A 24,743-nucleotide genomic window follows, 5' to 3' on the forward strand; every position below is an offset into this window, starting at 1 on the left:
CATGGTGTCGAAGCAGGACCCCAGTTAACCGAAAATGCCCACCTGTTGTCCACACGACCTAGTCGGCTGATCGATTACCCGGCTCGGGTCGGATCAGCCAATGAATCAAAGATAATCATTTTGTCCGTGCGTGTGAGGACGCTGAGGAATTCGGGCGGAAACCGCCGGCCGGGAGTACCGGGGCACGTTCGAATGATTCGGGGATCGTGCCGGTCAGGCTTCCGAGAAAGGTCACGAGGCTTTCGACTTCGGGATCGGAGAGCTCGATGTCGAGCTGGACCTTCGCCATGATGCGAACGGCCTTCGGCAAGTCGTTGATCACGCCGTCGTGGAAGTAGGGGGGTGTCATCGCGACATTGCGCAGGACGGGAACCTTGAACTTGTACAAGTCGGCAGGATCGTTGGTCACGCCAAAGCGGCCTTTGTCAATGTCGGGACTGCCGGTCGCCTTCCAGTACTCGGAAGCGACGCCGAACTTCCGGAACCCGAGTCCGCCGAGTCCTGGCCCCTTGTGGCAGTCGATGCAGCCGGTCTCGATGAACGTCCGTAACCCGTTCCGTTCGGCCGTCGAGAGGGCGTTGGGCTTGCCTCGGAGATAGTCGTCGAACCGGGACGGCGAGACGAGCGTCCGTTCGTAGGCGCCGATGGCTTTGCTCCAGTGGTCCTCCGAGATCGGATCAGGCTCACCGGGGAAGGATTCCTGAAACAAGGCGACGTAGCCGGGAATCGCCCGTATACGAGCCATCGCGGTCGCGTAATCCGGATTGCCGAAGCCTGGCCCGAGCAAGGACAGCTTCGCCTGCTCCTCGACGTTCGCGAACCGGCCGTCCCAGTGCTGCTTGAAGGAAAGGCCGGCGTTGAGCACCGTTGGCGCGTTGCGGGGAAGTGTCTGGTCGTGCACGCCCAGCGATTTCGGCAGTCCGTCGGTGGCATAGAGCGCGGCGAGATGGCATCGCGAGCAGCTCACGGCGCCATCGCTGGAAATCCGTGGGTCGAAGAACAGTTTGCGCCCGAGTCGGACGCGCTCCGGGCTGACGGGGAACTCCGCGGTCGCCATGTCCTTGGGGAGTGGCTCGAAGTGGCTCCGGGCCTCCTTGAGAAGGTCGGCGTCACTCTGCTCGTCCTGCGCGGGAGCGGATCGCGCGAGGAGACCGACTGCGACCAGTCCAATTATCCAGATGCGTGGGTAATCACCCCATGGGAGCGGTTTCATGAGTGACCTCTTGAGAACCATCGGGGAGAAGGGACGTGGATCGGCCGTTCAGGTTCGTCGACTCTGGTGGTGACGGCGTCGCGTACCTTGAGTCTGAGGCGATGCGACGCCGCGCCATTCCGATTTGGTGACTCAGCGGTCGGCTTGCAAGTGGGCCTCGACGAACCAGAGCCACTTGTCGATGCCGCGTGAGACCTCGGTGAACAGGTCGGCCGTGTCGAGATCGCCGAGATCACCGGACTCGTCGATGGCCTTCCGTGCCTTGGCGCCGAAGGCGGCCAGGGCCGAAGAGAGGGCCTCGACGTGGCTGCGGCCGTCCGCCGCGGCCGCCGGGTATTCCGGCAAAGTCGTTCGCTTCGCCACGCTCCGTGCGGTCCCCTCGGCCACGCCTCCGAGCTGCACTGCCCGTTCGGCGATATCATCCACATAGTCTTCGACGGCCGCGTTGACCTGGTCGAACAGTTCGTGGAGCGCGATGAAGTTTGGTCCCTTGACATTCCAGTGGGCGTGCTTGGTTTGCGTCTGCAGGTCGATACAGTCGGCCAGGCGTTCGTTGAGCAGCTTGATCGCCTTGGTGCGGACAGCCTCGGACAGGTCATTCTTCGTCTTGAACATCGCGGGCCTCCCGATCGTATCGTATTCGTGTGCCGACTCTCCGAGGCAGCGATTTTCCCAGGAATTGCATGCCCGGAGAAGTCCAGCGGTGCTCCAACAGTCTCGCGGAGAAAGTCGGGTCAACCCTTCATTGAATGTCCAAGGAATTTCTCCGACCTGAGGTGAGAAGCACCGCCACGAGGCCGAGAATCGGATGGCCGAACTCCTCCGGGGAGCGCGTGCGTCGCCGGGTCTTCCGACCTGACGCATCACCACCTGGCCGTTTTGTCGTATGATTCACGACTGGGAAAAAATCAGGATTTGCGTGTGGCTCATCAGGTTGTGAAGAAGGGACGCCCGACTCCGTGTATGGGGGGGCCGCTGACGGAGGAGAGATGGAGGAGCAGCCGCGGCAAGATTTGACCCTGATCTTGGGACTGGCCCGGGCTGGGGACGAGCAGGCCCGAGGTGAGCTCATCGCCTTGATTTACGATGAGTTGCGTCAGGTTGCCTCGCGTCTGATGCGTCGGGAGCGGTCCGACCATACGCTTTCGCCCACCGCGGTGGTCCACGAGGCGGTCATTCGGCTGCTGGGCGACGCGGTTTTCGATAAGGCCGCGGATCGGGGCTTTCTGTTTGCCGCGGCGGCCCGGGCGATGCGCGAGGTCCTCATCGACCACGCGCGGCGGAGAGCGGCCGACCGCCGCGGCGGGGGCCGGCAGCGGATCCCGCTCGACTTGATCTTGGACTATTTCGAGGAGCAGGGGTTGGATGTCGTCGCGGTTCACGAGGCTCTCGACCGGCTGGCCGAGTGGAACGAGCGCCAGGGGCAGGTCATGACGTTACGGTACTTCGGCGGCCTGACGGTGCCCGAGGTTGCCGCGGCGCTCGATGTCTCGGTGGTCACGGTGGAGCGAGACTGGCGACTGGCACGAGCCTGGCTCGGCGGCCAGCTCCGAGAGGGGGATCAGTGACACCGGAACGCTGGCGTCAGATCGACGATCTGTTCGATATCGCGGTCCGGCTCGGCCCCGCCGAGCGAGCGACCTGGCTCCGCGAGGCCTGCGGCGACGATGATGACCTGCGGGTCGAGGTCGGACGCCTCCTGGACGAGGACGCGCGGGCGGAGCAGGATGGGTTCCTGGCGCCGCCCGAGACGCCGGTCCCGCCTCCTCCTCGAACGAAGCACGGGCCTCCCCGCGGCGAACGCCGTCCCCCGGCCGGGCCGGGGCCGGTCGAGCACGACAGGGCGATGCCGTCGGTCGGCGAGGCCGGCGGATTCACGCCGAAGACCGTGATCTGGGCCAGGACGGGACCGCAGCCGTCGACCGGGGCCCAGACGCTGGCGCGGCAGCGGCTCCGTGAAATGACGATCATCTATCTCATGATTGCCGGGATGATGATTTTTTGGAAATACGTTGTCGTGAAGGACCCGGACCCGACCCAGGCGATCCCCTACGTCGTCGTCATCACAGTCCTCGGGGGGATCGCGATCCGTCTTTCGGGATCCAAGCCGCTTTCTCCATCGCTGCTCAAGGCGTTGGAGCTGGGGATCATTGCGCTGGTCGCGGTCGGATTCGCCTTCGCTCAATACCAGACCATGCTCGACTTCTCGCAGCGCGGGCTCGTAATGCGGACGCAGCTCGTGATGAAGAATCGGGTGCTCATCACTGCCGTCCTGATTCTTTCTTATGGAATCTATGTCCCGGTGAGCTGGTCCCGCGCGGCCTTGATCGTCGGACCGCTCGCCTTGTTGCCGTTCGCGACGTTATTCACGCTCTATCTCCGTCATCCCGAGTCGATGGGCTGGCTCGAGCAAATGGGGCTGGAGCATGGCACCACCCCGCTTGCGCTCATTGGCTTTGATGCGATGTTCCTACTGATCCTGGCTGCCGGATCCGCCTCCGGGGCCAACATGATTTCCCGGTTGCAACGGCAGGTCAAGGAGGCCCGGCAACTCGGCCAATATCGCCTCGGGCGGCGCCTTGGTGCCGGTGGGATGGGGGAAGTCTATCTGGCCGAGCACCAGTTCCTGAAGCGTCCTTGCGCCTTGAAGCTGATCCGGCCGGGCTCCGAATCGAGCCCGAAGGCCCTGGAGCGATTCGAACGCGAGGTCCGGCTCACCGCCACGCTCTCGCACCCCAACATCGTGGAAATCTACGACTATGGCCGGACCGAGGACGGGACCTACTACTATGTCATGGAATACCTGCCGGGCCTGAGTCTGGCGGAGCTGGTCGAGCACCATGGCCCGTTGCCGCCGGGGCGGGCCGTTTCGCTGTTGCGCCAGGTCGCGCAGGCCTTGCGCGAGGCCCACACGCTGGGCCTGATACACCGCGACATCAAGCCGTCGAACATCTTCGCCGCCCGGCGCGGCCGCGGGGGAATCCATGACGTGGCCAAGCTGCTCGACTTCGGCCTGGTCCGGTCCGCGGCGACCGGGAACGCGCCCCACCTGAGCGAAGTGGGTCAAATCCTCGGTACGCCGTTGTTCATGTCGCCGGAGCAAGCGTCGGGGAGCCGGGAGCTGGACGAGCGGAGCGACATCTATTCGCTGGGGGTCGTCGCCTACTACCTTCTGGCCGGTCGGCCGCCGTTCGACGAAGGAGGGGGGATCGGGGCGATGATCGCGCACGCACGCGACCCGGTGGTGCCGCCGTCGCAGGTCCGTGCCGGTATCCCCGACGACCTCGAACGCGTTGTGTTGCGGTGCCTCGCCAAAAGACCCGCCGACCGGTTCCCCGATGCCGAGAGCCTGGAGCGCGCCCTGGGCGAGTGCCGCTGCGCGGGCGAGTGGGGCCAGGACCACGCCGCCGCTTGGTGGCAAGCCCAGGCCGCCGGCCGAGTTCCGGCGCCGACGGGGTCCGCCGCGGGTTGAACTTCGATCGGCTGGGACAGAACGAGGCGATTGGGTCCAAGAATTGCGGCCTTTTGTCCTCCTGTCCGTTCGAGCGAATGCCGGGGCTTGCGGGCCCGGTCCCCTTGAAGGAGTCACTGGCCATGAGAGAGACCCGAATCACCCTGCCGGAGCTCGCCCTGATCGCCGGCACGCGCGGAATGCTTGGCGCCGGGTTCGGCCTACTGCTGGCGGACCGCCTGTCCGACGGCCAGCGCAAGGCCGTCGGCTGGACGCTTTTGGCCGTCGGTGCCCTGACGACCGTCCCCCTGGCGATGGAGGTGTTGAACGCGAGCCGATCCGTCGATCGGGAGGAGCGGATGGAGCCGAGTTCAACGCGGATGCCCTCGTACGTCGGCTGAACCGTGGACCATCTTGATCCGGCTTGGGATGAGCCTCCACCGATTCGCCGCCGCACCTTGACCTGCGGAATTCGGCGCAAAAGGCCGGACTCAGGCGCAAGCCGGGCGACTCGTTTCTGGACCGTGGAGCCCAACCAGGAGATCCAGTGATGAGCATGACAATCCGGAGCGAGGCGTTCGATGACGGCCGGGCGATCCCCCGTCGGTATAGCGACGATGGAGAGGATGTCTCGCCGCCCCTGGCCTGGTCGGACCTGCCGGAGGGGACGCGTGAACTGGCGCTGATCGTGGACGACCCGGATGCGCCCACGCCTGAACCATGGGTCCACTGGGTCCTCTGCAAGGTCCCCGCGGACGTCCAGGCCCTTGCGGAGGGTTTGCCGGGGTCGCCCAAGCTGAACACGCCCTCAGGCGCACGCCAAGGCAAGAATTCGTGGGGCGGGGACGGCTATCGCGGTCCTGCTCCACCCCGCGGTCATGGCACCCACCACTACCACTTCCAACTCTACGCGCTCGACGCGCCTCTGCAAACGTCAGCAGGGTTGGATAAGGGGAGCCTGCTTCGAGCGATGCAGGGCCACATCCTTGCTCGGGCGGAACTCGTCGGGACTTATCAACGATAGGTCGCACGCTCAGGCCTTGCCTCGGTGGGCGAGGTCGGAGCGAGGCGACCCTGCTCCGCGATCCTCGGCGGCTCCGCGGTCGAGGATCATCCTTTGACTTCGAGACGTCGCCCGCGGTTCGTCCCGCGCCGGGGCGCTGGGAGTGTGACTTCGAGCACGCCGTCTCGGAAGCTCGCGTCGGCCTGGTCGACCTCGACGCCTTCGGGGAGCGGGATATTGCGGTAGAAACTGCCGTAGGAGCGCTCGGTGTGATAGTAGCCCTCGCGGCGATCCTCATGCTCTTGTCGCCGCTCGCCCCGGATCGACACCGCCTCGTTCGTGACTTCGACCTGGACGTCGTCCTTGGTCAAGCCGGGGAGGTCGGCCCGGACCACCATTCGGTCACCTCGATCGAAGACCTCGACCTGGGGAGACCAGCCGGACAGGTCAAATCCCTCGGCGCGAGTCGCGAGCCGACGATCGGGCGACCAAGGCATCATCGAACTGGGCCCATGGCCGATGCCGAAGCCCTCGAAGACCCGGCCCATCTCCTCGGCAAACCGGTGCATGACGGCGAACGGGTCGCCCAACCACGGGGATGCCGTCGCCATTGTATGGGGCGCAAGGGGCGATGGCGGTCCTTCGGAGCGATCGGTTGTGCGCAACTCGGTCTCGCTCCCCTTTCTCGCCGATCCGTTTCCTCTTTCTTTAACCTTGTGCATGGTGAAGACTCCTTAGTTTTGAGGATCCCAGGAAGAGAGCATCCTCAAGGAGGTTGATTCGTCATGTTTTGTCGCTGGCCGTGTTGGTCTCCTGGTGTGATCTGGCCTGCGCCGACGGACTTGGTTCAAGGTCAAGGACCGACTCGGGTGGTGATCATGATTCCGGGGGGGCTGGCGACTCCGGACGATCCCCGGGGCAAACTGTTTCGCTTGTCGTCGTGGAGGCATTGGGCTTCCGCGGAGGCTTTGGCCAGACCGCGGACCGCCAGGCCGACACACAACGTTCCGAGGGCGAGGCTGGTCAGGCGGTTGCGCTTGATCGCCCTCGCGATCAGCAACCCACCGGCCAGGGCGATCAGGGCCTTGGTCGTGGGCGACCCGCTCTCTTCAGTCATCCCATGATGAATCTCGGGCCGCGGTGTCCCTCCTTGCAAGGCGGGGAGGCCCTCGGCCTGCTGGTGGATCTCCATTTGATTCTCAACAGCGAGCACGCCACGCACCGCGTCGACCGTTTCCATGAGGCTCTCAACCTCTCGGGCGAGGATGGGGCCGGAGAGGACGACTTGTCCGTCCCGCACGACGACCCGGACGGATCTTGGGTGTGAGACGACATGCCCGAGAGCCGATCGCACCCGCGCCTCGATCACGTCGTCAGGGGCGTAGTCGTCGGAGAACATCGCCTTCGATTCGGCCGTGAGCCGCAAAGCCCGGGTGCGCAGGTCGTGCCAAACGATCTGGATGGTGGTCTCGGCCTCGTGCATGCCGTGAATGCACTGGTCGCGCAGCAAGGCACGCCGACGGCGACCGGCACGCGGGTCGAAGAAATACATCAAACCGACGCCGAGACCGAGGCCGGTCAGTCGCTCTAACATTGGGTGTGCCTCCTCCCCGATCCGCCTGGGAGTCGCTGGCCCTGCTCGCGGTGCTGTCGCACCGAGTGGGCGCCGTTACGGCCAAACGTCTCGTCGCACTCTGGAACGGCTTGCGGTCACAAACCTCGCTCCGTTCGATTCTTGATCCCTATGAGTTTAGATATGCAAATGATGTGCCGTCGACGAACTGGCGATCGTTGGAGCAGTGCATTGCTGCTGGCGCTGAGGTGCGTCCGCGTTCCGTTGTTATCGTCGAGTCTCTCGTTAGTCCCACGTGAATTTTGCGCGGAGCAAGTCCGTGTGAGTAGGGGCCGCGCTTGCGGACCATCCGCCATGGGGCATCATTAGCGAACGGCACCTCGAACGATGCCGCGACGAAGATGGTCCGCAGGAGCGGACCTTACGAACAAACCCCGGAGGCGTCGGTCGGTGAGTGGCTCGATGCCGGCCGTTGTGTGGGGCGAGATCAGGATACACCGCCGTTTGCACGCCTCGATTCAGGAGTGCGCCATGAGGCCCCAAGGTTGCATCTGGCCCACCTGGTTGTCTCCCTTTCGGACAGACCGTCTGGAAGAGGCCATACCAGTTTTGTCCACGCTTCGTGGTCTCGGGTTGCTGATTTCTGGCGTTAGGCCGCTTTGACGTCTACGTTATGTTCAGAACGCTTCCTTGAGCCTCCGCTGATTCTCTGGGTCGTAAGTGGTCGTGTCGCCCCAGGGCGTTCCGCGGTGGCCTGCGATTCTTGGGGGCCTGATTCTCGAAAAAAATTGCTTTCGGTGCTGCAAAAGGGGAGGTCGATCATGGTTCCGAGTCGGAGAGAGTTCCTGAAGCACACCGGGCTGGCCGGGGCGGCCGTGGCGCTCGGGCAGGCCGGGGAAGTCCAGGCCGGTCCGCCGGTCGGCGAGGCAACGACGCCCCTGGTTGTCCCTCCCCGCCGCCACCCGATCGGCGTGTCGACGTATTCATTCTGGCAGTTTCGGGGCGAGCGGCTTGGCATCCCCGCCTGTGTCGACAAGGCAGCCGCGATGGGGTTCGACGGTGTCGAGATCCTCCACGTGCAGATGCAGGACGAGTCCAACGCCGCCCTTCAGGCGATCAAACGCCAGGCTCATTCGCTCGGTCTCGCCCTGGTGGGCCTCTCCACGCACCAGGGTTTCGTCAGCCCCGACGCGGAGCTGCGGCGCACCAACGTCCAGAAGACGCTCTACCAGATCGACCTGGCCTATCGGCTGGGCATCCCCACGATGCGGATCAACACCGGCCGCTGGGGTACCGTCAAGTCGTTCGATGACCTCATGACCCGGAAGGGCGTCGAGCCGTCTCTCGAAGGGCATAGCGAGGACGAGGCGTTCGGCTGGGTGATCGGGGCGATCGAGAAGCTGCTGCCCCGCGCCGAGGAGTGTGGCGTGGTGCTCGGGCTGGAGAACCACTGGGGCTTGGGCCGTACCGCCGAGGGCGTGCTGCGGATCGTCGAGGCGATCAAGTCTCCCTGGCTGGCGATGACACTCGACACCGGCAACTTCCTGGAGCGGTCCTACGAGCAGATGGGGCAGATGGCGGCCAGCAAGGTACCGATCGCGCTGGTGCAGGCGAAGACATACTTCGGGGGTGGCCGGTGGTACTCGCTCGACCTCGACTATGCCAAGATCGCCGCGATCCTTCAGGAAGAGGGATATCGAGGCTGGATCTCGCTGGAATTCGAGGGGAGCGAGGACGCCGAGACCGGCGTCCCGAAGAGTCTGGCGTTGCTGAGGAAGCATTTTTCCTGAGCTATTGGACGTGAACGTCCTTGAGAGGCTAGCAATCCCCTGGGACCGCGGGCGACCCACCCGCTCTTGATTGAGATTAAAATGGAATTGCGGGCGGGTCGCCCGCGGTCCCAGGGGAATTGAATTCCTTGGGAGCGTCCCGCCCGCTCTTCGTCTTCGCTCCCTGTCCCGCTCGGCAGCGCCGAGACCTGGTGCTTCTCCAGGGATCGCGGGCACGCTCCCTCCCAAGGCTAAGGCGACCAAGAGAGGCCGGCACGAGCCCGAACGCGGCGGATCTCAGGGCTTGAGCACGCGGTAACGTGTCGGTATGGACGAAAAGCAGTTTGAGCGGCTGTCGCTGGCCCGACTCTGAATTCGTTCGAATTGCGGCCGCTTCTCATCACGCCTGCCGCGAGGTACAATCATGGATTACCCGCGTGATTCAGGCCTCGATATTCTGGGTTGTTGAACCTTACTTCACGCGATGGCTCGCCCTCGACATCGTTCGAGGGATCCCCGCGAATCCACTTCACGAACTCTCTCCGGCCCTAAGGGATGTTTATGAGCCGTCGTGCCGTCTTCCTGACCGTGGCCGCTCTCCTGGGGGTGGCGGCCGTTGCGGCCGTCCGCTTTGTTCGCCCGTCGCAAGTCGCCGCGATTGTTCAATCCACCGTCGCGGCCGCCCAGAGAAAGGCTCGCCCCGCTTCGTATCACAAGCCGGTCGAACGCAGTCGGGCCGAACTGGTTCCCGATCAGAAAGACGCGCTTCGGCTCCCGGTCGATGTGGCCACGACTCTTGGCATCACGACCAAGACGGCCCAAGGGTCGCAGCGGTCGCGGAGTCTCGTCCTCTCCGGCTCGCTCGCCCTCGATACCAGTCGGCTGGCGCATGTCCATACCCGCTTTTCGGGGGAAGTCGTCGAGCTCGGGACCATTACGGACCCGACTTCCGGGACTGACGGCGGCCAGGCGGTCGTTCGACCGATTCGGTTCGGCGACCATGTCGAGAAGGGGCAAATTCTCGCCGTGCTCTGGAGTAGCGACCTGGGCGAAAAGAAGAGCGAATATATCGAGGCCTTGTCTCGTGTCCGGATGGAGAAAGAGACCCTGACGCGGCAAGAGACCCTCTTCAAGGACGAGGCGACGCCCGAGCGGAACCTTCGCGAGGCGCGCCGGGCGGTCGAGTCGTCCCAGATCGCGGTGGCCCGAGTCGAGCGAACGCTCCGATCCTGGCGTCTCTCCGACGCGGAAATCGCGGCCATCCGCACCGAGTCCGAGGGGATGCACAAGAAGGACGCCAAGGGGGACCTTGACCGCGAGAAATCGTGGGCGCGGGTCGAGCTTCGAGCGCCGCTCACGGGCAATCTCCTCGAAATCAACCTTGCTGTGGGTGATATCGTCGCAACGGATGCGGACCTCTTTAAAGTTGCCGACCTGAGCACGTTACGAGTTTGGGCCTATGTCTACGAGGAGGATTTGCCAACGCTCCTGGGGCTGCCCAAGCCGTTTCAGTGGACCATTCGTCTGAAGGCTGAGCCGTCGAGCCCACCCATCGTCGGCACGGCCGAGAAGATTGGCGATCTCATCGACCCCAATCAGCATACCGCGCTCGTCGTCGGTCCCGTCGAAAACCCGGACGGCCGCATGAGGGCCGGTCAGTTCATCACGGCTCAGGTCGAGCTGCCCCCGGAGGACGGCGAGATTGAAATCCCGATCGCGGCCCTCGTCGAGGACGGACAGGAGAGCATCGTCTTCATCCAGCCTGATCCGGGCCAGACGGTCTATGCCATGCGACGGGTCACGGTTGCGCGCCGGTCGGGAGCCACCGCCACCATTCGTCGCACGCTTGCGCTTGGCTCAGAAAAGGACTCGGCGGAAGCGCGAGACGCAGCGGCCTTGCTGCAACCGGGGGACCAGGTCGTCACCTCGGGGGCCGTTGAGTTGAGGGCCGCGCTCGCGGGCCTGCAGGACGACGCGACGACCGACAAGTAAGTGAAGCCCACGCCGGCCCAGACGTTCAGCCCCTCTCGAAGGATAGTCGAAACATGGTCCGAAAGCTCATCGCATGGGCCGTCAATAACCCGCTCGTGGCGCTTCTCATCGCGGTGGCCCTCGCGGCTTTCGGGTCTTATGCTTTTGCTCACATCAATGTCGAAGCCTATCCCGACCCCGCTCCCGCAATCCTGGAGGTGGTCGCCCAGTACCCCGGCGCGTCGGCCGAAGAGGTCGAGCGGCTCGTCACCATCCCGCTCGAAGTCTCGCTCTCCGGCATGACGGGCCTGCAGTCGATGCGGAGTAAGTCGCTCTTCGGGCTCGCGTTTCTCAATTGCCAGTTTGCTTATGGCACCGATTATCTCGCCGCCCGCCAAGAAGTCCTCAACCGGATGCAGATGGCGGATCTCCCCGCCGGAGTCCTCCCTTCCATTTCGCCCCGCTCACCCATCGGAGAGATCTTTCGCTACACGCTCTCCAATCCCAAAGATGCTTTCGGCGCTCCGATCTACTCGCTCCACGACTTGAAGACGCTTCAGAACTGGACGCTCGTCCGTGAGTTTCGCCGTCTCCCGGGGGTGGTTGACGTTGTCAGCTTCGGCGGCGATGTCAAACGTTACGAGGTCCATCCCGACCCCGAACGGATGAAGCGATACGGCATCACGCTCAAGCAACTGCAAGAGTCCATCGCCGCGAGCAACGCCAACGTCGGCGGTGACTACCTCGTTCAGGGCGATACCGTGCAGGTGGTCCGCGGGCTTGGACTGATCGGCCAAGGCCAGGACCCCGCCCTGGCCGCCCTGGCGATGACTGACCCGCTGATGGCCCGCGACCGCCTTCGGGCGGAAGAGCGGCGGCGGATTCTTGAAGTCAGGCAGATCGTGATCGCGTCCACCAACAACGTCCCGGTCCGGGTTGAAGACGTCATCGACGGTGGCCCGGTCCCAACCTGGGAAGAAGTCGGCGAGCATGGCGTCGTGGTCGGACGCGAAACCAGGCTCGGCCGGGTGATCCTCAGCCGCCCAACCCGAAATGACCAGGGCGAAGAAGTGGAAAGCACCGACGGGAGCCGGGCCTGGGTGGACGAGGACGACGCCGTTCAGGGCCTCGTCATGCTCCGGAAGGGAGCGGACACGCTCCCCACGCTCCAAGCCGTCGCGGCGAAAATCAAGGAGCTGAACGAGAACCCCGGCAGGCTTCTGCCGGGTGTGAAGGTCGTCGCCTACTATGACCGGAATGAACTGATCAACGTGACCACCGAGACGGTCAAGGAAAATCTGTTCCTCGGCATGGCCCTGGTGACGGTCGTCCTCCTGATGTTTCTCGGCCACGTCCGAAGCGCCTTGATTATCGCCATCAATCTTCCGCTCGCCCTCTTGTTCGCCTTCTCCGTCCTCTTTCTCCGCGGAAAATCGGCGAACCTCCTCTCCATCGGGGCGGTCGACTTCGGCATCATCGTCGATTCCACGGTCATTATTGTTGAAAACACTTACAGACACTTGAGCTCGGGCGAGAACCGGGATCGTTCGCTTGGTGAGCGGATTATCAGAGCCTCATGGGAGGTTGAGCGTGGGCTCTTCTTCTCGACCGTCATCATGGTCTGCGCCATGCTCCCGCTCTTCACGATGACCGGACCCGAGGGGCAAATCTTCGGGCCGATGGCCGACACCTATGCCTTTGCCTTGGCCGGGGCCTTGTTCCTCGCCCTCACCGTCTCGCCAGTCCTCTGTCTGTTCCTGTTCCGGAACCTCAAGCAGAAACGAGAAAACGTTCTCGTCCGGTCGATTCGCGACTTTTACGTCTGGCAGTTGGAGCGGATTCTGAGACACCGGTGGCTCGCCCTTGCCGTCTTCGCGGCGCTCACCGCGTTCACCATCGGCGTTGTCGTCCCGCAGCTCGGCCGTGAGTTCATGCCGGAGCTGGATGAAGGGCACATCTGGGTTCGCGGCATCTTCCCGGTGCACGTCTCGCTCGACGAGGTGACGCACAAGTCGGAGATTGCCCGACGCATCATGCGGGAGTTTCCGGAGGTCCAGCTCGTCGCCGCCCAGTTGGGACGGCCCGATGGCGGCACCGATCCGACGAGCTTCTACAGCGCGGAGTATTTTGTTCCGCTCCGCCATCAGGACCAGTGGCCCGAGGTCGAGACCGAGGACGGTCGGCGGAAACGGACCAAGTCCGAAGTCATTGAAGCGATGAACGAGGAGCTTTCCCGGACGCTCGTCGGCGTCAACTGGAACTTCTCGCAGCAGATCCGGGACAACGTGCTCGAAGTGCTTTCCGGCGTCCAGGGCGAGAACTCCGTCAAAATCGTCGGCCCGGACCTCGATGAATTGGAACGCGTCGCGCGGCGCGTTGAGACGGCCCTGGACGGGGTCCGCGGGATTCGCGACGTCGGTATGTATCGCATCATGGGCCAATCGAACCTGGAGTTCGCCATCGACCGGGCGAAGTGCTCCACCTGGAATATTCGCGTGTCCGACGTCGAGGAGGTCATCCAGACGGCGATCGGCGGGAAGCCGTTCACGCGGATGATCGAGGGGGAAAAGGCCTACGATATCACCTTGCGCTGGCCCGAGCCGCTTCGTTCTAGCGAAGAGGCCATCCTCGACATCCCGATCGATGTGACGGGCCATAACGTCACCGAGGGACCGGTCGCCACCCTGCCGGGAACACCCTTCACGGGCTCAAGCGTCGGCATCTCTTCGATGGGGTCGAACGTGCCGCTCCCGGCGTCGACGGGGAGCCGAACGAGCGGAGCCCTCATCGACCTGGGCACGACCCCCCGCCGCAGGCTCCGCGAGCTCGTGTCGCCGATGGGCAAGGACCAGGCGGGGAAAGGCTTCGTAAGGCCCGGGGCGACGACGATTTTCCGGGAGCAGGGAAGCCGGGTCATCGCCGTCAAATTCAGCGTCCGCGGCCGTGACCTGGCCAGCTCCGTGGCCGAGGCCCAGGCGAAGGTGGCCCCGCTCATCAAGGCCCCTTATCGCACCGAGTGGAGCGGCGAATTCCGCCAGATGGAACAGGCAGAGCGGCGGATGGTGCTGATTATCGCCTTGGCCCTCGCCTTGATTCTCGTGCTCCTCTACCTCGCCTTCGGCTCGCTCCTCGATGCGGTCGTCATTTTTGCCAACGTGGCTGCCGTCTCGCTCGGCGGAATCTGGTCGCTATGGCTCACGGGAACGCACTTCAACATTTCGGCCGCGGTCGGCTTCATCTCCGTCCTGGGCGTTGCGGTGATGAACGGCTTGCTCCTCGTCTCCTCGTTCAACGGGATGCGGTCCCAGGGGGTTCCGCTCCACGAGGCCCTCGTTCAAGGGCTCTCGCGACGTGTCCGACCCTTGATGATTACCGCACTCACGGCCATCCTCGGACTCCTCCCCGCCGCGCTCTCGACCAAGATGGGGTCTCAGGCCCAGCAGCCCCTGGCCATCGTGGTGGTCGGTGGGATGGTCATGACGCTCATCCTGATGAACCTCCTGCCACTGCTTTACAGTTTCTACGGTCACCGAGAACCTCCGACGGATTCCGCAAACTTGGGCCATTGACCCAGATTCCGGCGACCTTGGAATCTTGCCCAAGTTCTCACTCACTTTCGGTCGATTTCTTGTCAGAAGGAGGTGGGGCTGCTCTGCCTCGCCCGAGTCGGCACGAGGCCGGCAGGAGCCGAACGCCAAGGAGGGCGGTCGTCATCATGGCATATCCACTCCGTAGAGTTGCGGCCCTTGGGGTTTGCGCTCTCTTGGCCTTACCCGCTTGGGCATCGGCCCAGGGACCGACCGTCGACACGCCCGATTCCGATCGCGTCCCCGAGTCGACCAGCCTGGGCCCGGTCCCCGGCTCGGGCGGCACCCGCGGTGGTGCTCCCGCGGATATCTCGACCATCCTCGGCGGTCGGCCCGGCCCCTCAGTCCCCCGCGTCCCGACCAGTGTCAATCGGCCGGGGCCGGGCATGGGCATGGGCCCGACCCCCGGCGTCACCCTTCCGGCGGTTGTCCCCTTCACCGAAGCTCCCCTGTACGGCCCGCTCTCCGTCCCCACCGAGGCGGCCGACGACGGTCCCGCGAATGGTCTGACCATCGACATGGCGATCGAGCGGCTCGTGGGTGAAAACCTCGACCTTCGAGCCCAGTACCACGAGATCCCGAAGGCAAGGGCCGACATTCTCACCGCAAGCCTTCGCGCGAACCCGATCTTTTACGCCGATAGCCAGTTGATCCCCTATGGGAGCTACACTCAGGACCGGCCCGGCGGCGCGACGCAGTATGATGTTAATATTACGTATCCTTTAGACGTGTCGCACAAGCGCCAGGCGAGGACCGCCGTGGCATCTCAGGCGAAGCGGGTCATCGAGGCCCAGTATCAGGACGCCGTGAGGCAGCAGATCGATCATCTCTACACCGCCTACGTGGAGGCCCTCGGTGCTCGGGAAACGCTCCGCTATGCGGAGGCGAGTACAACAGGGCTGGTTCAACTCCTGGACAAGACGCAAAAGCTCTTCAAAGGTGGGGAGAAGACTCGGGGCGACGTCGAGCGGATTCGGATCCAGTATGATTCCGCTCGGATCGGACAGTCGGATGCGGAGGAGGCGCTCCGGGCCGCCAAGAGTCGGCTTGCCCCTCTGCTGCGGATGAACCCGATCGAGGCCGAGAATCTCGAGCTCCGTGGGACCATCAATGACCTGGCGCCACTTCCCCCTCCCAACGGGGATCTCTTCCAGATCGCCATGAACTCCCGGGCCGATTTCGTCGCCCTCCGGCTCGGTATCCGGCTAGCGGAAGCCGACGTGAAGCTTGCCCACGCCGAGCGATTCCAAGATATCTACGTGCTCTATCAGCCCTATACCTTTCAGAATAACACTCCGTTCGGTACGAAAAGTGCCCATTCGTGGGCGCTTGGCGTGACCGTTCCGATGCCGATCTATAACCGCAACCAGGGCAATATTCAGCGGGCTCAGACGAATGTGTCGCAGACAAAAACCCAGCTCGCCGCGGCGGAGCTGAGAATCCTCACCGAAGTTCGCCAGGCGGAACGCGAATACCACGTCTCACGGGCCGCCGTCGAACAGATCGAACGAGGTCTTTTGCCCGGTGCCCGAAAAGTCCGTGACGAAATCCTTCGCCGCTACAACCAGGGCGAGGCGGCGCTCGTCGACTATCTCCTCGCCCAACGCGACTATAACGACATCGTTCGCCAGTATCGCGACACCCAGGTCAGGCACCGCCGAAGTATGTTCGCCCTGAACACGGCCGTCGGCATGAGGATTTTGCCCTGAGGCGAGGAGCGAATTCAACGGCCCCAGCCGTTGGACGCAGGGGCACGCCCCGCCGACTTGCCGGCTGATCCGCCATGATTTTGATAGGATCAACTTCTCTCTTGAAGTGATCCCTGTGGTGGATTATACACGTGTTCGGATCTCAAAGCCGAGTCGTCCATGACAAGGTCTGGGAGGACGATGAGGCGCGGATCCGCCATCATTACGTCGTGGTCGCCTCCTCCCTGGCAGAGTTCGCCCGCCTGGCCTGTGAGGATCGCCTTCCGATCGACTATTACGAGGCCAAAGAACGGAAGTGAGATTCGCCGCGCCATCCTCAAACCGTGGGATTGATCCCTCTCGAACGAAAAGGAGCCTTGGTTGGAGAACGCCTTGCAGCGGAGGCGTTAGTCTCGTATAAAAGACGCATGGCTATTATGATGGACGATACGGGTGCTCGGATCGCGCGGCGCATTCGGCTGGAGCGGGATGCACGAGGCTGGTCCCTGGCGGACCTGGCGGAACGCTCGGGTGTTTCCAAGGCCACGATCAGCAAGATCGAGCGTGAAGAAACGAGTCCCACCGCCGTGATTCTGGTCCGACTGGCGGGCGCCTTTGACCTGACCCTCGCGGGCCTCTTGCTGAGGGCTGAGGGCGGGGGAGAGCGGTTGTCGCGGGCTGTCGACCAACCGGTCTGGCGCGACCCTGAAACCGGCTATTTGCGCAAACAGGTGTTCAGTCGACCCGACCATCCGCTGGAGGTCGCTCAGATCGAGCTACCGGCCGGTCGGCGGGTGGTGTTGCCGGCCTCGTCGTATGCACACATTCGCCAGGTTATCTGGGTGCAGGTGGGCGAACTCGTCATCCAGGAGGGCGGCGAGCGGCATGTGCTGGGCGCTGGCGACTGCCTCGGATTCGGTCCACCGTCCGAAGTGACTTTTGCCAACGAAACCACCACCGCCTGTACCTATCTCGTTGTTCTTTCTCGGGGTTAGCCACGATGTCCGAGATCGAAATCAAAGCGTTGAGCGCCTCGCCGCAGATCAGCACGGTGCTGAGCGAGATTCTCCTGGAGGTGGTCGCAAACGGGGGATCGGTGAGCTTCATGCACCCGCTGGAGCCGGCAACGGCGCGAGCGTTCTGGGACGACGCGCTGGCGGCCGCCGCCCGGGACGAACGGATTATTCTGGGGGCCTGGGATGGCGAGATCCTGGCCGGCACCGTAACCTTGCTGCTCAACTGTCCGCCCAACCAGCCGCACCGGGCCGAGATCGCCAAGCTGATGACCCGCCCGAGTCATCGGCGCCGAGGCGTGGGGGCGGCCTTGATGCGAACGGCCGAAGACTTAGCCGTGAAGTGGCAACGCACGCTCTTGGTACTCGACACCGCGGCCGACGGCGGAGCGTCGGGACTCTATGAGGGGCTGGGGTTCACGCTCGCCGGAACGATCCCAGACTATGCGCTCAAGCCGCATGGCGGGCTGACCGCAACCATGATCTATTGGAAGCGGATCGGGAGTGAGGACAAGGGGCAGGGGCCGAATGCCTGCTGATCCGCCATTTTTTTGATAAGATCGAATCCTGATCCCTTGGCTCGTTCCGGTCAAGTTCCGGTCATTGGGTATCCGCCGCAAAGCGGGGACAACTGCTCGGTCGCGTGCGGCTGGCCGGGCTGATCCCGATCGGGGATCCGGCCGAGCTGACGTGATCGTGCCTCCTCCGTCGCGACTGGATCGCTTCGCGTTTGGACCAAAGCACTCCGTGATTCGACACTTCAGGAGGCCTCATGAATCCTCTGACGCATCGACGCCTTTTGCTCGTCGCTCTGGTCGCCGCGACCGCCCTCTTTGCCGGCTCGGTCGGCCAGGCCGACGATCGAACGCCCAAGGCTGCCGCCATCCCGAAACGCGAGGGCAAGGTCAAGGCCAACGGCATCACGATCGCCTACGAGGACTTCGGTCCTGCGGGGCACGAGGCTGAGGCCATGCTCCTGATCATGGGCAATGGCACGCAACTCACCGCCTGGCCCATCGAGCTCATTGAGGAGTTGGTCCGGCGCGGTTACCGGATCGTCATCTACGACAATCGCGACGTCGGCCTTTCCACCAAGTTCAACGAGGCGGGGGCGCCCGATACGCGGGCAGTCATTGAGGCAAAGCTCGCCGGGAAGCCTTCGATGCTGCCGTACTCGCTTGACGACATGGCGAAGGATGCGGTCGGGCTGCTGGATGCTCTCGGGATTGCGAAGGCCCACATCGTCGGCGTCTCGATGGGTGGTATGATCGCGCAGCTTGTGGCGGCGGACCACCCCAAGCACACGCGTTCGCTCACCTCGATCATGTCGACCTCAGGCAACCCGCAAGTCCCGTTCCCGGCCAACCTCGAGGCCCTCTCGAAGATGCCGAAGCCGGCCCCCGAGGGGGATCAAAAGGCGATGCTCGCCAACGCCGTCAAGGCCATCCAGATCCTGGCGGGGCCGGCCTACCCGCCCGACGAGCAGCGGGTCCGGGACCTGATCGTACGCACGATGAAGCGTTCCGATGATCGGTCCGGCATGGCCCGGCACAACGCGCTGTCGGCGCTCGGGTTGTACGAGGACCGGCGAGCGAAATTGAAGACCATCAAGGCTCCGACCGTCGTCGTCCACGGCGCCGGGGACCCGTTGATCTCGGTCGAGGGGGGTAAGGACACCGCGGCCAACATCCCTGGCGCTGAGCTTCGGATCATCCCTGGCATGGGACACGACCTCCCAATCCCCCTGGCGAAGACGATCGCCGACGCCATTGTGGCGGCTGCCGTCCGCGCTGCCGCCGCGGAGCCGACGAAGTGAATACGAAATGAATGGATGTAGAGAGGTCGGGGGCCGATGTTGGGTTTGGTTCCTGACTTTTTTTTGTGATTCCGTTCGGGTGTGGTATGTGATATGTGTATGTCGCTTGACGTCCTCGGGTGATTCGCAGCCCGCCAGTCAGGGCAGGGGAGTGCCGATACCCTGAACGAGGCCCAGTTGGCTGATTGAGCAAATCATGGCCGGTCCGAGTCGACGGGATTTACGACGATTGCCTCGAGAGTCACAGACTTCAGCGGAGTGGCATCGAGGTGGGCCTGAATGTGACGAGTTCCACCGGCACATTGCGGAACGGGCCGATGGTCTTCTCGATGACGGTGTGATCGGCAATATCGAAGCCCCGGGCGAGGATGGTCACTCGGGAACTGGTCCGGTCTCAGCAGTCATCGGATCGCACCTCCACCGGTTGGTATTGACATGCAATCCTACCACCACTTTCTCGACTCCGACAACCAGATCACGTACCCGCTGGCCTGGATGCCGGAGTTCAAGCAACGGGCTATGCCCGCCGCGGGAGATCGAAGGCGTGTGGCATCGGGTCCGTGACCTACTAACCGGGCGGTTTCGAGGGCTGGGGCCTTGGTCGCTGCTCGCGATCTGTTCGTAGGGTCGGGGCCGCCCAAAGCACTCGGCCCCAAGACTGAATCTCAAAATTCTCTTATGATGTCAGTTGAAAGAAGTGGTTTCGCGGTCATGTTTTATGTCTCCGAATCGAGTGCCGAGATAACGTCGGCAAGCATTCTGCCGTCCAACGTCCCGGGCGTCTCCCTTTGGGGCGTTCTGACCCTTTATTTGCTTGGACTCCTCACGCATCACCCCGCCGATCAGTGCCGGAACTGGCCGCCAGTGGCCGGGAACCTGTATTGCACTTGGCCCGATTGGGCGTTAGAAGCTGCGTATTAACCCGGCAAATAACCGTTCTGGTGCCATGATGATGACGAATTCGATCCCGAGATGGCAGCGCGTGACCGGATGGGTGCTCTCGGGCATCCTCGCCCCCGTGTTCCTGCCCAGCGCCTACTTCAAGATCGCCCAGCCCAAGGGCTTCATCGAGGAGTGGTCCAAGACCTACCCAGCCGCCTCCGCCCTGCCGCTCGGGGGCATTGAACTGACGCTGTTCGTCCTCTACCTCGTACCGAAGACCCGCTACCTCGGCGGCCTCGTGATGCTCGGTTACCTGGGGGGCGCGGTGGCGACCCACATCCACGCCAAAGACGGGATGTTCTTCGTGCCGGTCATCGTCGGCGTCGTCGCGTGGCTCGGGCTGTACCTCCGCGACCGCAAGCTCCGCGCTCTCGTTCCACTCGTGGCCGAGTGAGTCAGCGTACGTCGGATCGGTGACGGGGGGGGCAGAGGGAAGTGGACAGAGTCAGCCATTTGGTGAAGCGGCTCGCTTACCTTCTGGGGGGAGCTGGATTGCAGTGACGCCCGCTTACGCTACGCTTGCCCATGATGGCATAATGACGCGATCAATCCCGGGACATGGCGGCTGGACCCCCGGGTGAAGCGCGTCCCTGAGTCCAGTTCCCCGGCGTGGCCTGATGAGTCACAGGAGAGCTTCGATGACCTGGAGCAAGCACACCCTGGCAATCGCCGTGATCGGGCTGGGCGCCATGAGCGGATATGCCGCGGACCCGGAGCCGAATGCCTCGGTTGACGACCGGGAGTCGTACAAGCTCGACCGGACGGTCTTGCCGATTCCTGAGCCGAAGCTCCCGCCGATGACAACGCTCGATGCCCGCAGCGCCAAGGCTCCGTCGCGGTTCGAGGTCAAGGCGCCGGCCCAGGCCCCGAACGTGCTGATCGTGCTGATTGACGACATGGGCTTCGGCCAGTCCAGCGCCTTCGGCGGGCCGATCCAGATGCCGACCCTGGAGCGGATGGCAACGGGCGGACTCCGCTACAACCAGTTCCACACCACGGCGCTCTGCTCGCCGAGCCGCGCGGCCCTGCTGACCGGCCGCAACCATCACGTCTGCAACATGGGGTCGATCACCGAGACGGCCACCGCGTTTCCGGGCCAGACCGGGCAACGCCCGAACAGCGTGGCTCCGCTCGCCGAGATGTTGCGGCTCAACGGCTTCAGTACCGCCGCCTTCGGCAAGTCGCACGAAACCGCCGCCTGGGAAGTGAGCCCGTCCGGCCCGACCGACCGCTGGCCGACCCGCTCCGGCTTCGACAAGTTCTACGGCTTCATCGGCGGCGAGGCGAACCAGTGGTCCCCGGCGATCTACGAGGACATGACCCGCATCGAGGTGCCGAAGGACCCGGACTATCACCTCATGACGGATCTCGCCAATCAGGCGATCAAGTGGATGAACTCCCAGAAATCGTTGACGCCGGACAAGCCGTTCTTCACGTACTTCGCGCCGGGGGCCACGCACGCGCCGCACCACGCGCCGAAGGAGTGGATCGCCAAGTACAAGGGCAAGTTCGACCAGGGTTGGGACGCGCTCCGCGCGGAGACGCTGGCCCGCCAGATCAAGCTCGGCGTCGTCCCCGCCGGCACCAAGCTCGCGCCCAAGCCCGAGGCCATCAAGGATTGGGACAGGCTCGGGGCCGATGAGAAGAAGCTCTTCGCCCGCCAGATGGAGGTCTTCGCCGGGTACGGTGAATATGCCGACTCCGAAGTCGGCCGCGTCATCCAGGCCATCGAAGACCTGGGCCAGTTGGACAACACGCTCGTCTTCTACATCGTCGGCGACAATGGTGCGAGCGGCGAAGGCACGATGAACGGCCTGTTCAATGAGATGACCTATTTCAACGGCGTTCCCGAGACGGTCGCCGAGATCCTCAAGCGAGTCGACGAGTTGGGCGGCCCGAACTCTTACGGCCACTACGCCGCCGGTTGGGCCGTGGCCGGCGACGCGCCGTTCACCTGGACGAAGCAGGTCGCGGGCAGCTACGGTGGCACCCGCAACGGCATGGTGATCCACTGGCCCAAAGGGATCGCGGCCAAGGGCGAGATCCGCTCCCAGTGGCACCACCTCATCGACGTCGCACCGACGATCCTCGAAGCCGCCAGGCTACCCGAGCCCAAGTTGGTCAACACCACGCCCCAGACGCCCATCGAGGGCGTGAGCCTCCGGTACACGTTCGCGGACGCCAAGGCGAAGGACAGACACAAGACGCAGTACTTCGAGATCTTCGGCAACCGCGGCATTTACCACGACGGCTGGCTGGCCCACACCGTCCACCGCGCCGCCTGGGAGATGACGCCACGGCGGCCCATCCTCGAAGACAAGTGGGAACTCTACCACGTCGACGAGGACTTCAGCTCGGCGGACGATCTGGCCGCGAAACATCCCCAGAAGCTCAAGGCGTTGCAGGAGCTTTTCCTCAAGGAAGCGATCAAGAACCACGCATTGCCGCTTGACGATCGCGGGATCGAGCGTGCGAATGCCGCCCTCGCCGGGCGTCCCGACCTGATGGCAGGCCGCACCTCACTCACGGTCTACGAGGGCATGGTCGGGATGACGGAGAACGTCTTCCTCAACACCAAGAACAAGTCGCACGCCATCACCGCCGAGTTGCAGGTTCCGAAAGGGGGCGCGAACGGCGTGATCCTATCCCAGGCGGGGCGCTTCGGCGGCTGGAGCCTCTACGTCAAAGATGGCAAGCCGATGTACGCCTACAACTACCTCGGCCTCAGTTCGTACAAGGTTGGCGCTCCCGGGCCGCTGCCCGAGGGCAAGGTGACGATCCGCTACGAATTCGCATACGACGGCGGCGGCCTGGGCAAAGGCGGAACGGGCACGATCTTCGTCAACGGCGAGAAGGTCGCCGAAGGACGAATCGAGCGCACCCAGGCCAACATCTTCTCGGCCGACGAGGGCGCGGACGTAGGCCTCGATGGCGAGACGCCCGTGACCGACGATTACAAGGAGCGCGACAACAAGTTCACCGGCAAGATCGGCAAGGTGACCGTCGAGCTGAAATCGCCGAAAAATTCGACCCTGCCCCCGAGTTAAATACCATCTTACCGCCATTGAGGCGATGAAACCGCTGGTCGGCAGCCTGAGCAAGGAGCAGGTTCATCGTCACATCGAGTTGTTGGGTGAATTGGGCCGGGCGGGACAGCGAAATCTGGTCACCCCAGCGCCATTGAACTTGAGCCACGGCCACTTACCCCGGGACGGATGCGGCCCCTGGGGCAAGTGGACCGGAGGCGACGGGCATCAAGGGGCGCCACGTCGCCCATCGAGATTTCCGGCCCAAGGGCGAGGAAACAGAGCAGCAGCTCGTATTCTGTCCCCAACTCGGGTTTACGGCCTTTTGGCGGCCAGCCCTCCGGACGAAGTAAGGATGCTCCATGCGAAACTCGTTCGAGTTCCGCAGGCCCCACTGGTCGATCCCCGAAGGAAAAGGACAACGTCAATCCGAGTTACGTCCCCGTTTCCTGCCCCGAACGACACCTAACCCTCCGGACGACCTCACGCAAGGAATCGGGCAACGACCCGGATTTCCCAACCAGAAACCATATTTGTGTACGAATATTTTTTGATCTAAGGCATTGAAATCTAACGCCCCGCGCAATCAGATGGACCGGGGAAGCCAGTAGTTACACCCAATCCCTGTATGACAACTCGGGGCGTTCGACATCCCCGGCCGCACCCCGTCAAAGCAGCGGGGAGAGGCCTAATTCGTCACCAATTGTCGGAACCACGTGGTGGCTCAGGAAACACCAGGCTCGCCAACGACCTTCCAGCGATGTATCGAACTTCAGAGTCGGGATCGCACAGAAGCAACTGAAGCACGTCCTTTACTTGAGGCCCCTGGAGACGCAGCGACGCAGCCGCAAACGTCCGAACCTTTGCGTCCTTGTGATTCACGCATGCAAAAATCAAGCCTTTTGGGACCCGTGGTCCCATGAGTGTCGCGGCGGCGGCAGAGCGACGGACATCAGAGCGTAAATCTTCGAGCAAGGAAATCAGGCCGGCCGCCCCTTCGACTCCTCTAAAACCCCAAGCCATTGCAATCAACTGACAAACAAACGGTGACGCGTGCTGTTGTGCCGAGGTCCATGTGCATTCGGGCCAGTCGCCAGCCGCGAGCACCGATTCGATTGCATCGAATCCGATCGAGGAAATCGTCTCAGCCGCGTGGACTCGGAGTGCGGGATTCACGTCCTTCAAGGTTTCGACAAGCACGGAAAGAGAACCGACTGCGTTCCTGCCCATCCGACCAAGTGCGAGAGTTGCGTACCACCGAATGACTTCGTCGGAATCGCGAACAGCATCGACGAGAGCCGGGATCCCAAAAGCACAGCCGCCATCAATTTCTAATAGTCCCCAAACCACATGCCGACGTACATCCAGATCAGGATCAAATTTCAAAATTTCCACATAATAAGACGTAATGTGGGAACGAATTTCATCAGTGAGGGGCCACATTGACGACAGGCTACGGATCGCGGAATTGCGTGCTCGAGTGCTAGGTCGTCGAAGTAACTCAAACCAGAATTCCGGGGGAGCATCGTTGTGAACCATCGTCGGTATCTCAGATGAATGGCACTAGCTTAAGATCACGCCGTGAATTTTAGTCCATATGTCATCGTAATATAGGGCATGATCCTTCATCGGCTCCACCCTACTAACGACATCTCGATTTTCCCGCCCCGAGACGCCAAAGCCGACTCCCT

General features: G+C 63.3%; 20 protein-coding genes. 14 read left to right on the forward strand and 6 right to left on the reverse strand.

Annotated elements, in window-relative coordinates; translation table 11 throughout:
- Positions 1 to 115: 115 nt before the first annotated feature.
- Positions 116 to 1,213, reverse strand: a complete 1,098-nt coding sequence (locus BUS42_RS00455; protein ID WP_074310538.1) for a cytochrome-c peroxidase — start codon at positions 1,211 to 1,213, stop codon at positions 116 to 118.
- A gap of 132 nt (positions 1,214 to 1,345) precedes the next feature.
- A complete protein-coding gene (gene dps, locus BUS42_RS00460) occupies positions 1,346 to 1,828 on the reverse strand; it encodes a DNA starvation/stationary phase protection protein Dps (protein ID WP_074304437.1) in 483 nt (160 codons plus the stop codon).
- 374 nt (positions 1,829 to 2,202) lie between these two features.
- Between dps and BUS42_RS00465 the strand changes: the two genes are divergently transcribed.
- The 4 genes from BUS42_RS00465 (at position 2,203) to BUS42_RS00480 (ending at position 5,688) form a co-directional block, all read left to right on the forward strand.
- Complete coding sequence (locus BUS42_RS00465; protein ID WP_074304438.1) at positions 2,203 to 2,781, forward strand: ECF-type sigma factor; 579 nt, start codon at positions 2,203 to 2,205, stop codon at positions 2,779 to 2,781.
- Positions 2,778 to 4,685: a serine/threonine-protein kinase gene (locus tag BUS42_RS00470; protein WP_074304439.1), complete on the forward strand. Its 1,908-nt coding sequence runs from the start codon at positions 2,778 to 2,780 to the stop codon at positions 4,683 to 4,685. Before BUS42_RS00465 ends, BUS42_RS00470 begins: the two co-directional genes overlap by 4 nt.
- Before the next feature lie 122 nt (positions 4,686 to 4,807).
- Positions 4,808 to 5,065, forward strand: a complete 258-nt coding sequence (locus tag BUS42_RS00475) for a hypothetical protein (protein ID WP_254053219.1) — start codon at positions 4,808 to 4,810, stop codon at positions 5,063 to 5,065.
- Between the two features lie 149 nt (positions 5,066 to 5,214).
- A complete protein-coding gene (locus BUS42_RS00480) occupies positions 5,215 to 5,688 on the forward strand; it encodes a YbhB/YbcL family Raf kinase inhibitor-like protein (protein WP_074304440.1) in 474 nt (157 codons plus the stop codon).
- Between the two features lie 86 nt (positions 5,689 to 5,774).
- Here BUS42_RS00480 and BUS42_RS00485 read toward each other — a convergent pair whose 3' ends face one another.
- Positions 5,775 to 6,389, reverse strand: a complete 615-nt coding sequence (locus BUS42_RS00485; RefSeq protein WP_074304441.1) for an Hsp20/alpha crystallin family protein — start codon at positions 6,387 to 6,389, stop codon at positions 5,775 to 5,777.
- Between the two features lie 131 nt (positions 6,390 to 6,520).
- Positions 6,521 to 7,261, reverse strand: coding sequence for a BON domain-containing protein (locus BUS42_RS00490; protein ID WP_074304442.1), 741 nt, complete (start codon positions 7,259 to 7,261; stop codon positions 6,521 to 6,523).
- A gap of 800 nt (positions 7,262 to 8,061) precedes the next feature.
- On the opposite strand from BUS42_RS00490, the gene BUS42_RS00495 reads away from it, so the two are divergent.
- The 8 genes from BUS42_RS00495 to BUS42_RS00525 all read left to right on the forward strand — a co-directional run bounded on the left by BUS42_RS00495 (position 8,062) and on the right by BUS42_RS00525 (position 19,084).
- The gene (locus BUS42_RS00495; RefSeq protein ID WP_074304443.1) at positions 8,062 to 9,030 is read left to right on the forward strand and encodes a TIM barrel protein; all 969 of its coding nucleotides are present in this window, start codon (positions 8,062 to 8,064) and stop codon (positions 9,028 to 9,030) included.
- Between the two features lie 540 nt (positions 9,031 to 9,570).
- Complete coding sequence (locus BUS42_RS00500) at positions 9,571 to 11,001, forward strand: efflux RND transporter periplasmic adaptor subunit (protein ID WP_074304444.1); 1,431 nt, start codon at positions 9,571 to 9,573, stop codon at positions 10,999 to 11,001.
- 53 nt (positions 11,002 to 11,054) lie between these two features.
- Positions 11,055 to 14,549: an efflux RND transporter permease subunit gene (locus tag BUS42_RS00505; RefSeq protein WP_074304445.1), complete on the forward strand. Its 3,495-nt coding sequence runs from the start codon at positions 11,055 to 11,057 to the stop codon at positions 14,547 to 14,549.
- Between the two features lie 146 nt (positions 14,550 to 14,695).
- The gene (locus BUS42_RS00510) at positions 14,696 to 16,276 is read left to right on the forward strand and encodes a TolC family protein (RefSeq protein WP_083670008.1); all 1,581 of its coding nucleotides are present in this window, start codon (positions 14,696 to 14,698) and stop codon (positions 16,274 to 16,276) included.
- 131 nt (positions 16,277 to 16,407) lie between these two features.
- A complete protein-coding gene (locus BUS42_RS43425; RefSeq protein ID WP_159452143.1) occupies positions 16,408 to 16,575 on the forward strand; it encodes a hypothetical protein in 168 nt (55 codons plus the stop codon).
- Positions 16,576 to 16,683: 108 nt separating this feature from the next.
- Positions 16,684 to 17,250, forward strand: coding sequence for a helix-turn-helix domain-containing protein (locus tag BUS42_RS00515; RefSeq protein WP_074304446.1), 567 nt, complete (start codon positions 16,684 to 16,686; stop codon positions 17,248 to 17,250).
- Positions 17,251 to 17,255: 5 nt separating this feature from the next.
- Positions 17,256 to 17,807, forward strand: coding sequence for a GNAT family N-acetyltransferase (locus BUS42_RS00520; protein ID WP_074304447.1), 552 nt, complete (start codon positions 17,256 to 17,258; stop codon positions 17,805 to 17,807).
- Between the two features lie 233 nt (positions 17,808 to 18,040).
- The gene (locus tag BUS42_RS00525; protein WP_074304448.1) at positions 18,041 to 19,084 is read left to right on the forward strand and encodes an alpha/beta fold hydrolase; all 1,044 of its coding nucleotides are present in this window, start codon (positions 18,041 to 18,043) and stop codon (positions 19,082 to 19,084) included.
- 250 nt (positions 19,085 to 19,334) lie between these two features.
- Here BUS42_RS00525 and BUS42_RS45940 read toward each other — a convergent pair whose 3' ends face one another.
- Complete coding sequence (locus BUS42_RS45940; RefSeq protein WP_256386115.1) at positions 19,335 to 19,460, reverse strand: hypothetical protein; 126 nt, start codon at positions 19,458 to 19,460, stop codon at positions 19,335 to 19,337.
- A 570-nt stretch (positions 19,461 to 20,030) separates the two neighbouring features.
- On the opposite strand from BUS42_RS45940, the gene BUS42_RS00530 reads away from it, so the two are divergent.
- Positions 20,031 to 20,420, forward strand: a complete 390-nt coding sequence (locus BUS42_RS00530; RefSeq protein ID WP_254053221.1) for a DoxX family protein — start codon at positions 20,031 to 20,033, stop codon at positions 20,418 to 20,420.
- 244 nt (positions 20,421 to 20,664) lie between these two features.
- The gene (locus BUS42_RS00535) at positions 20,665 to 23,073 is read left to right on the forward strand and encodes an arylsulfatase (RefSeq protein WP_074304450.1); all 2,409 of its coding nucleotides are present in this window, start codon (positions 20,665 to 20,667) and stop codon (positions 23,071 to 23,073) included.
- 675 nt (positions 23,074 to 23,748) lie between these two features.
- On the opposite strand, the gene BUS42_RS00540 is transcribed toward BUS42_RS00535, so the two are convergent.
- Positions 23,749 to 24,591, reverse strand: coding sequence for a HEAT repeat domain-containing protein (locus tag BUS42_RS00540; RefSeq protein WP_083670009.1), 843 nt, complete (start codon positions 24,589 to 24,591; stop codon positions 23,749 to 23,751).
- Positions 24,592 to 24,743 lie beyond the last annotated feature (152 nt).

Origin of the sequence: Singulisphaera sp. GP187, assembly GCF_900129635.1 — a bacterium.
Classification (GTDB): domain Bacteria; phylum Planctomycetota; class Planctomycetia; order Isosphaerales; family Isosphaeraceae; genus Singulisphaera.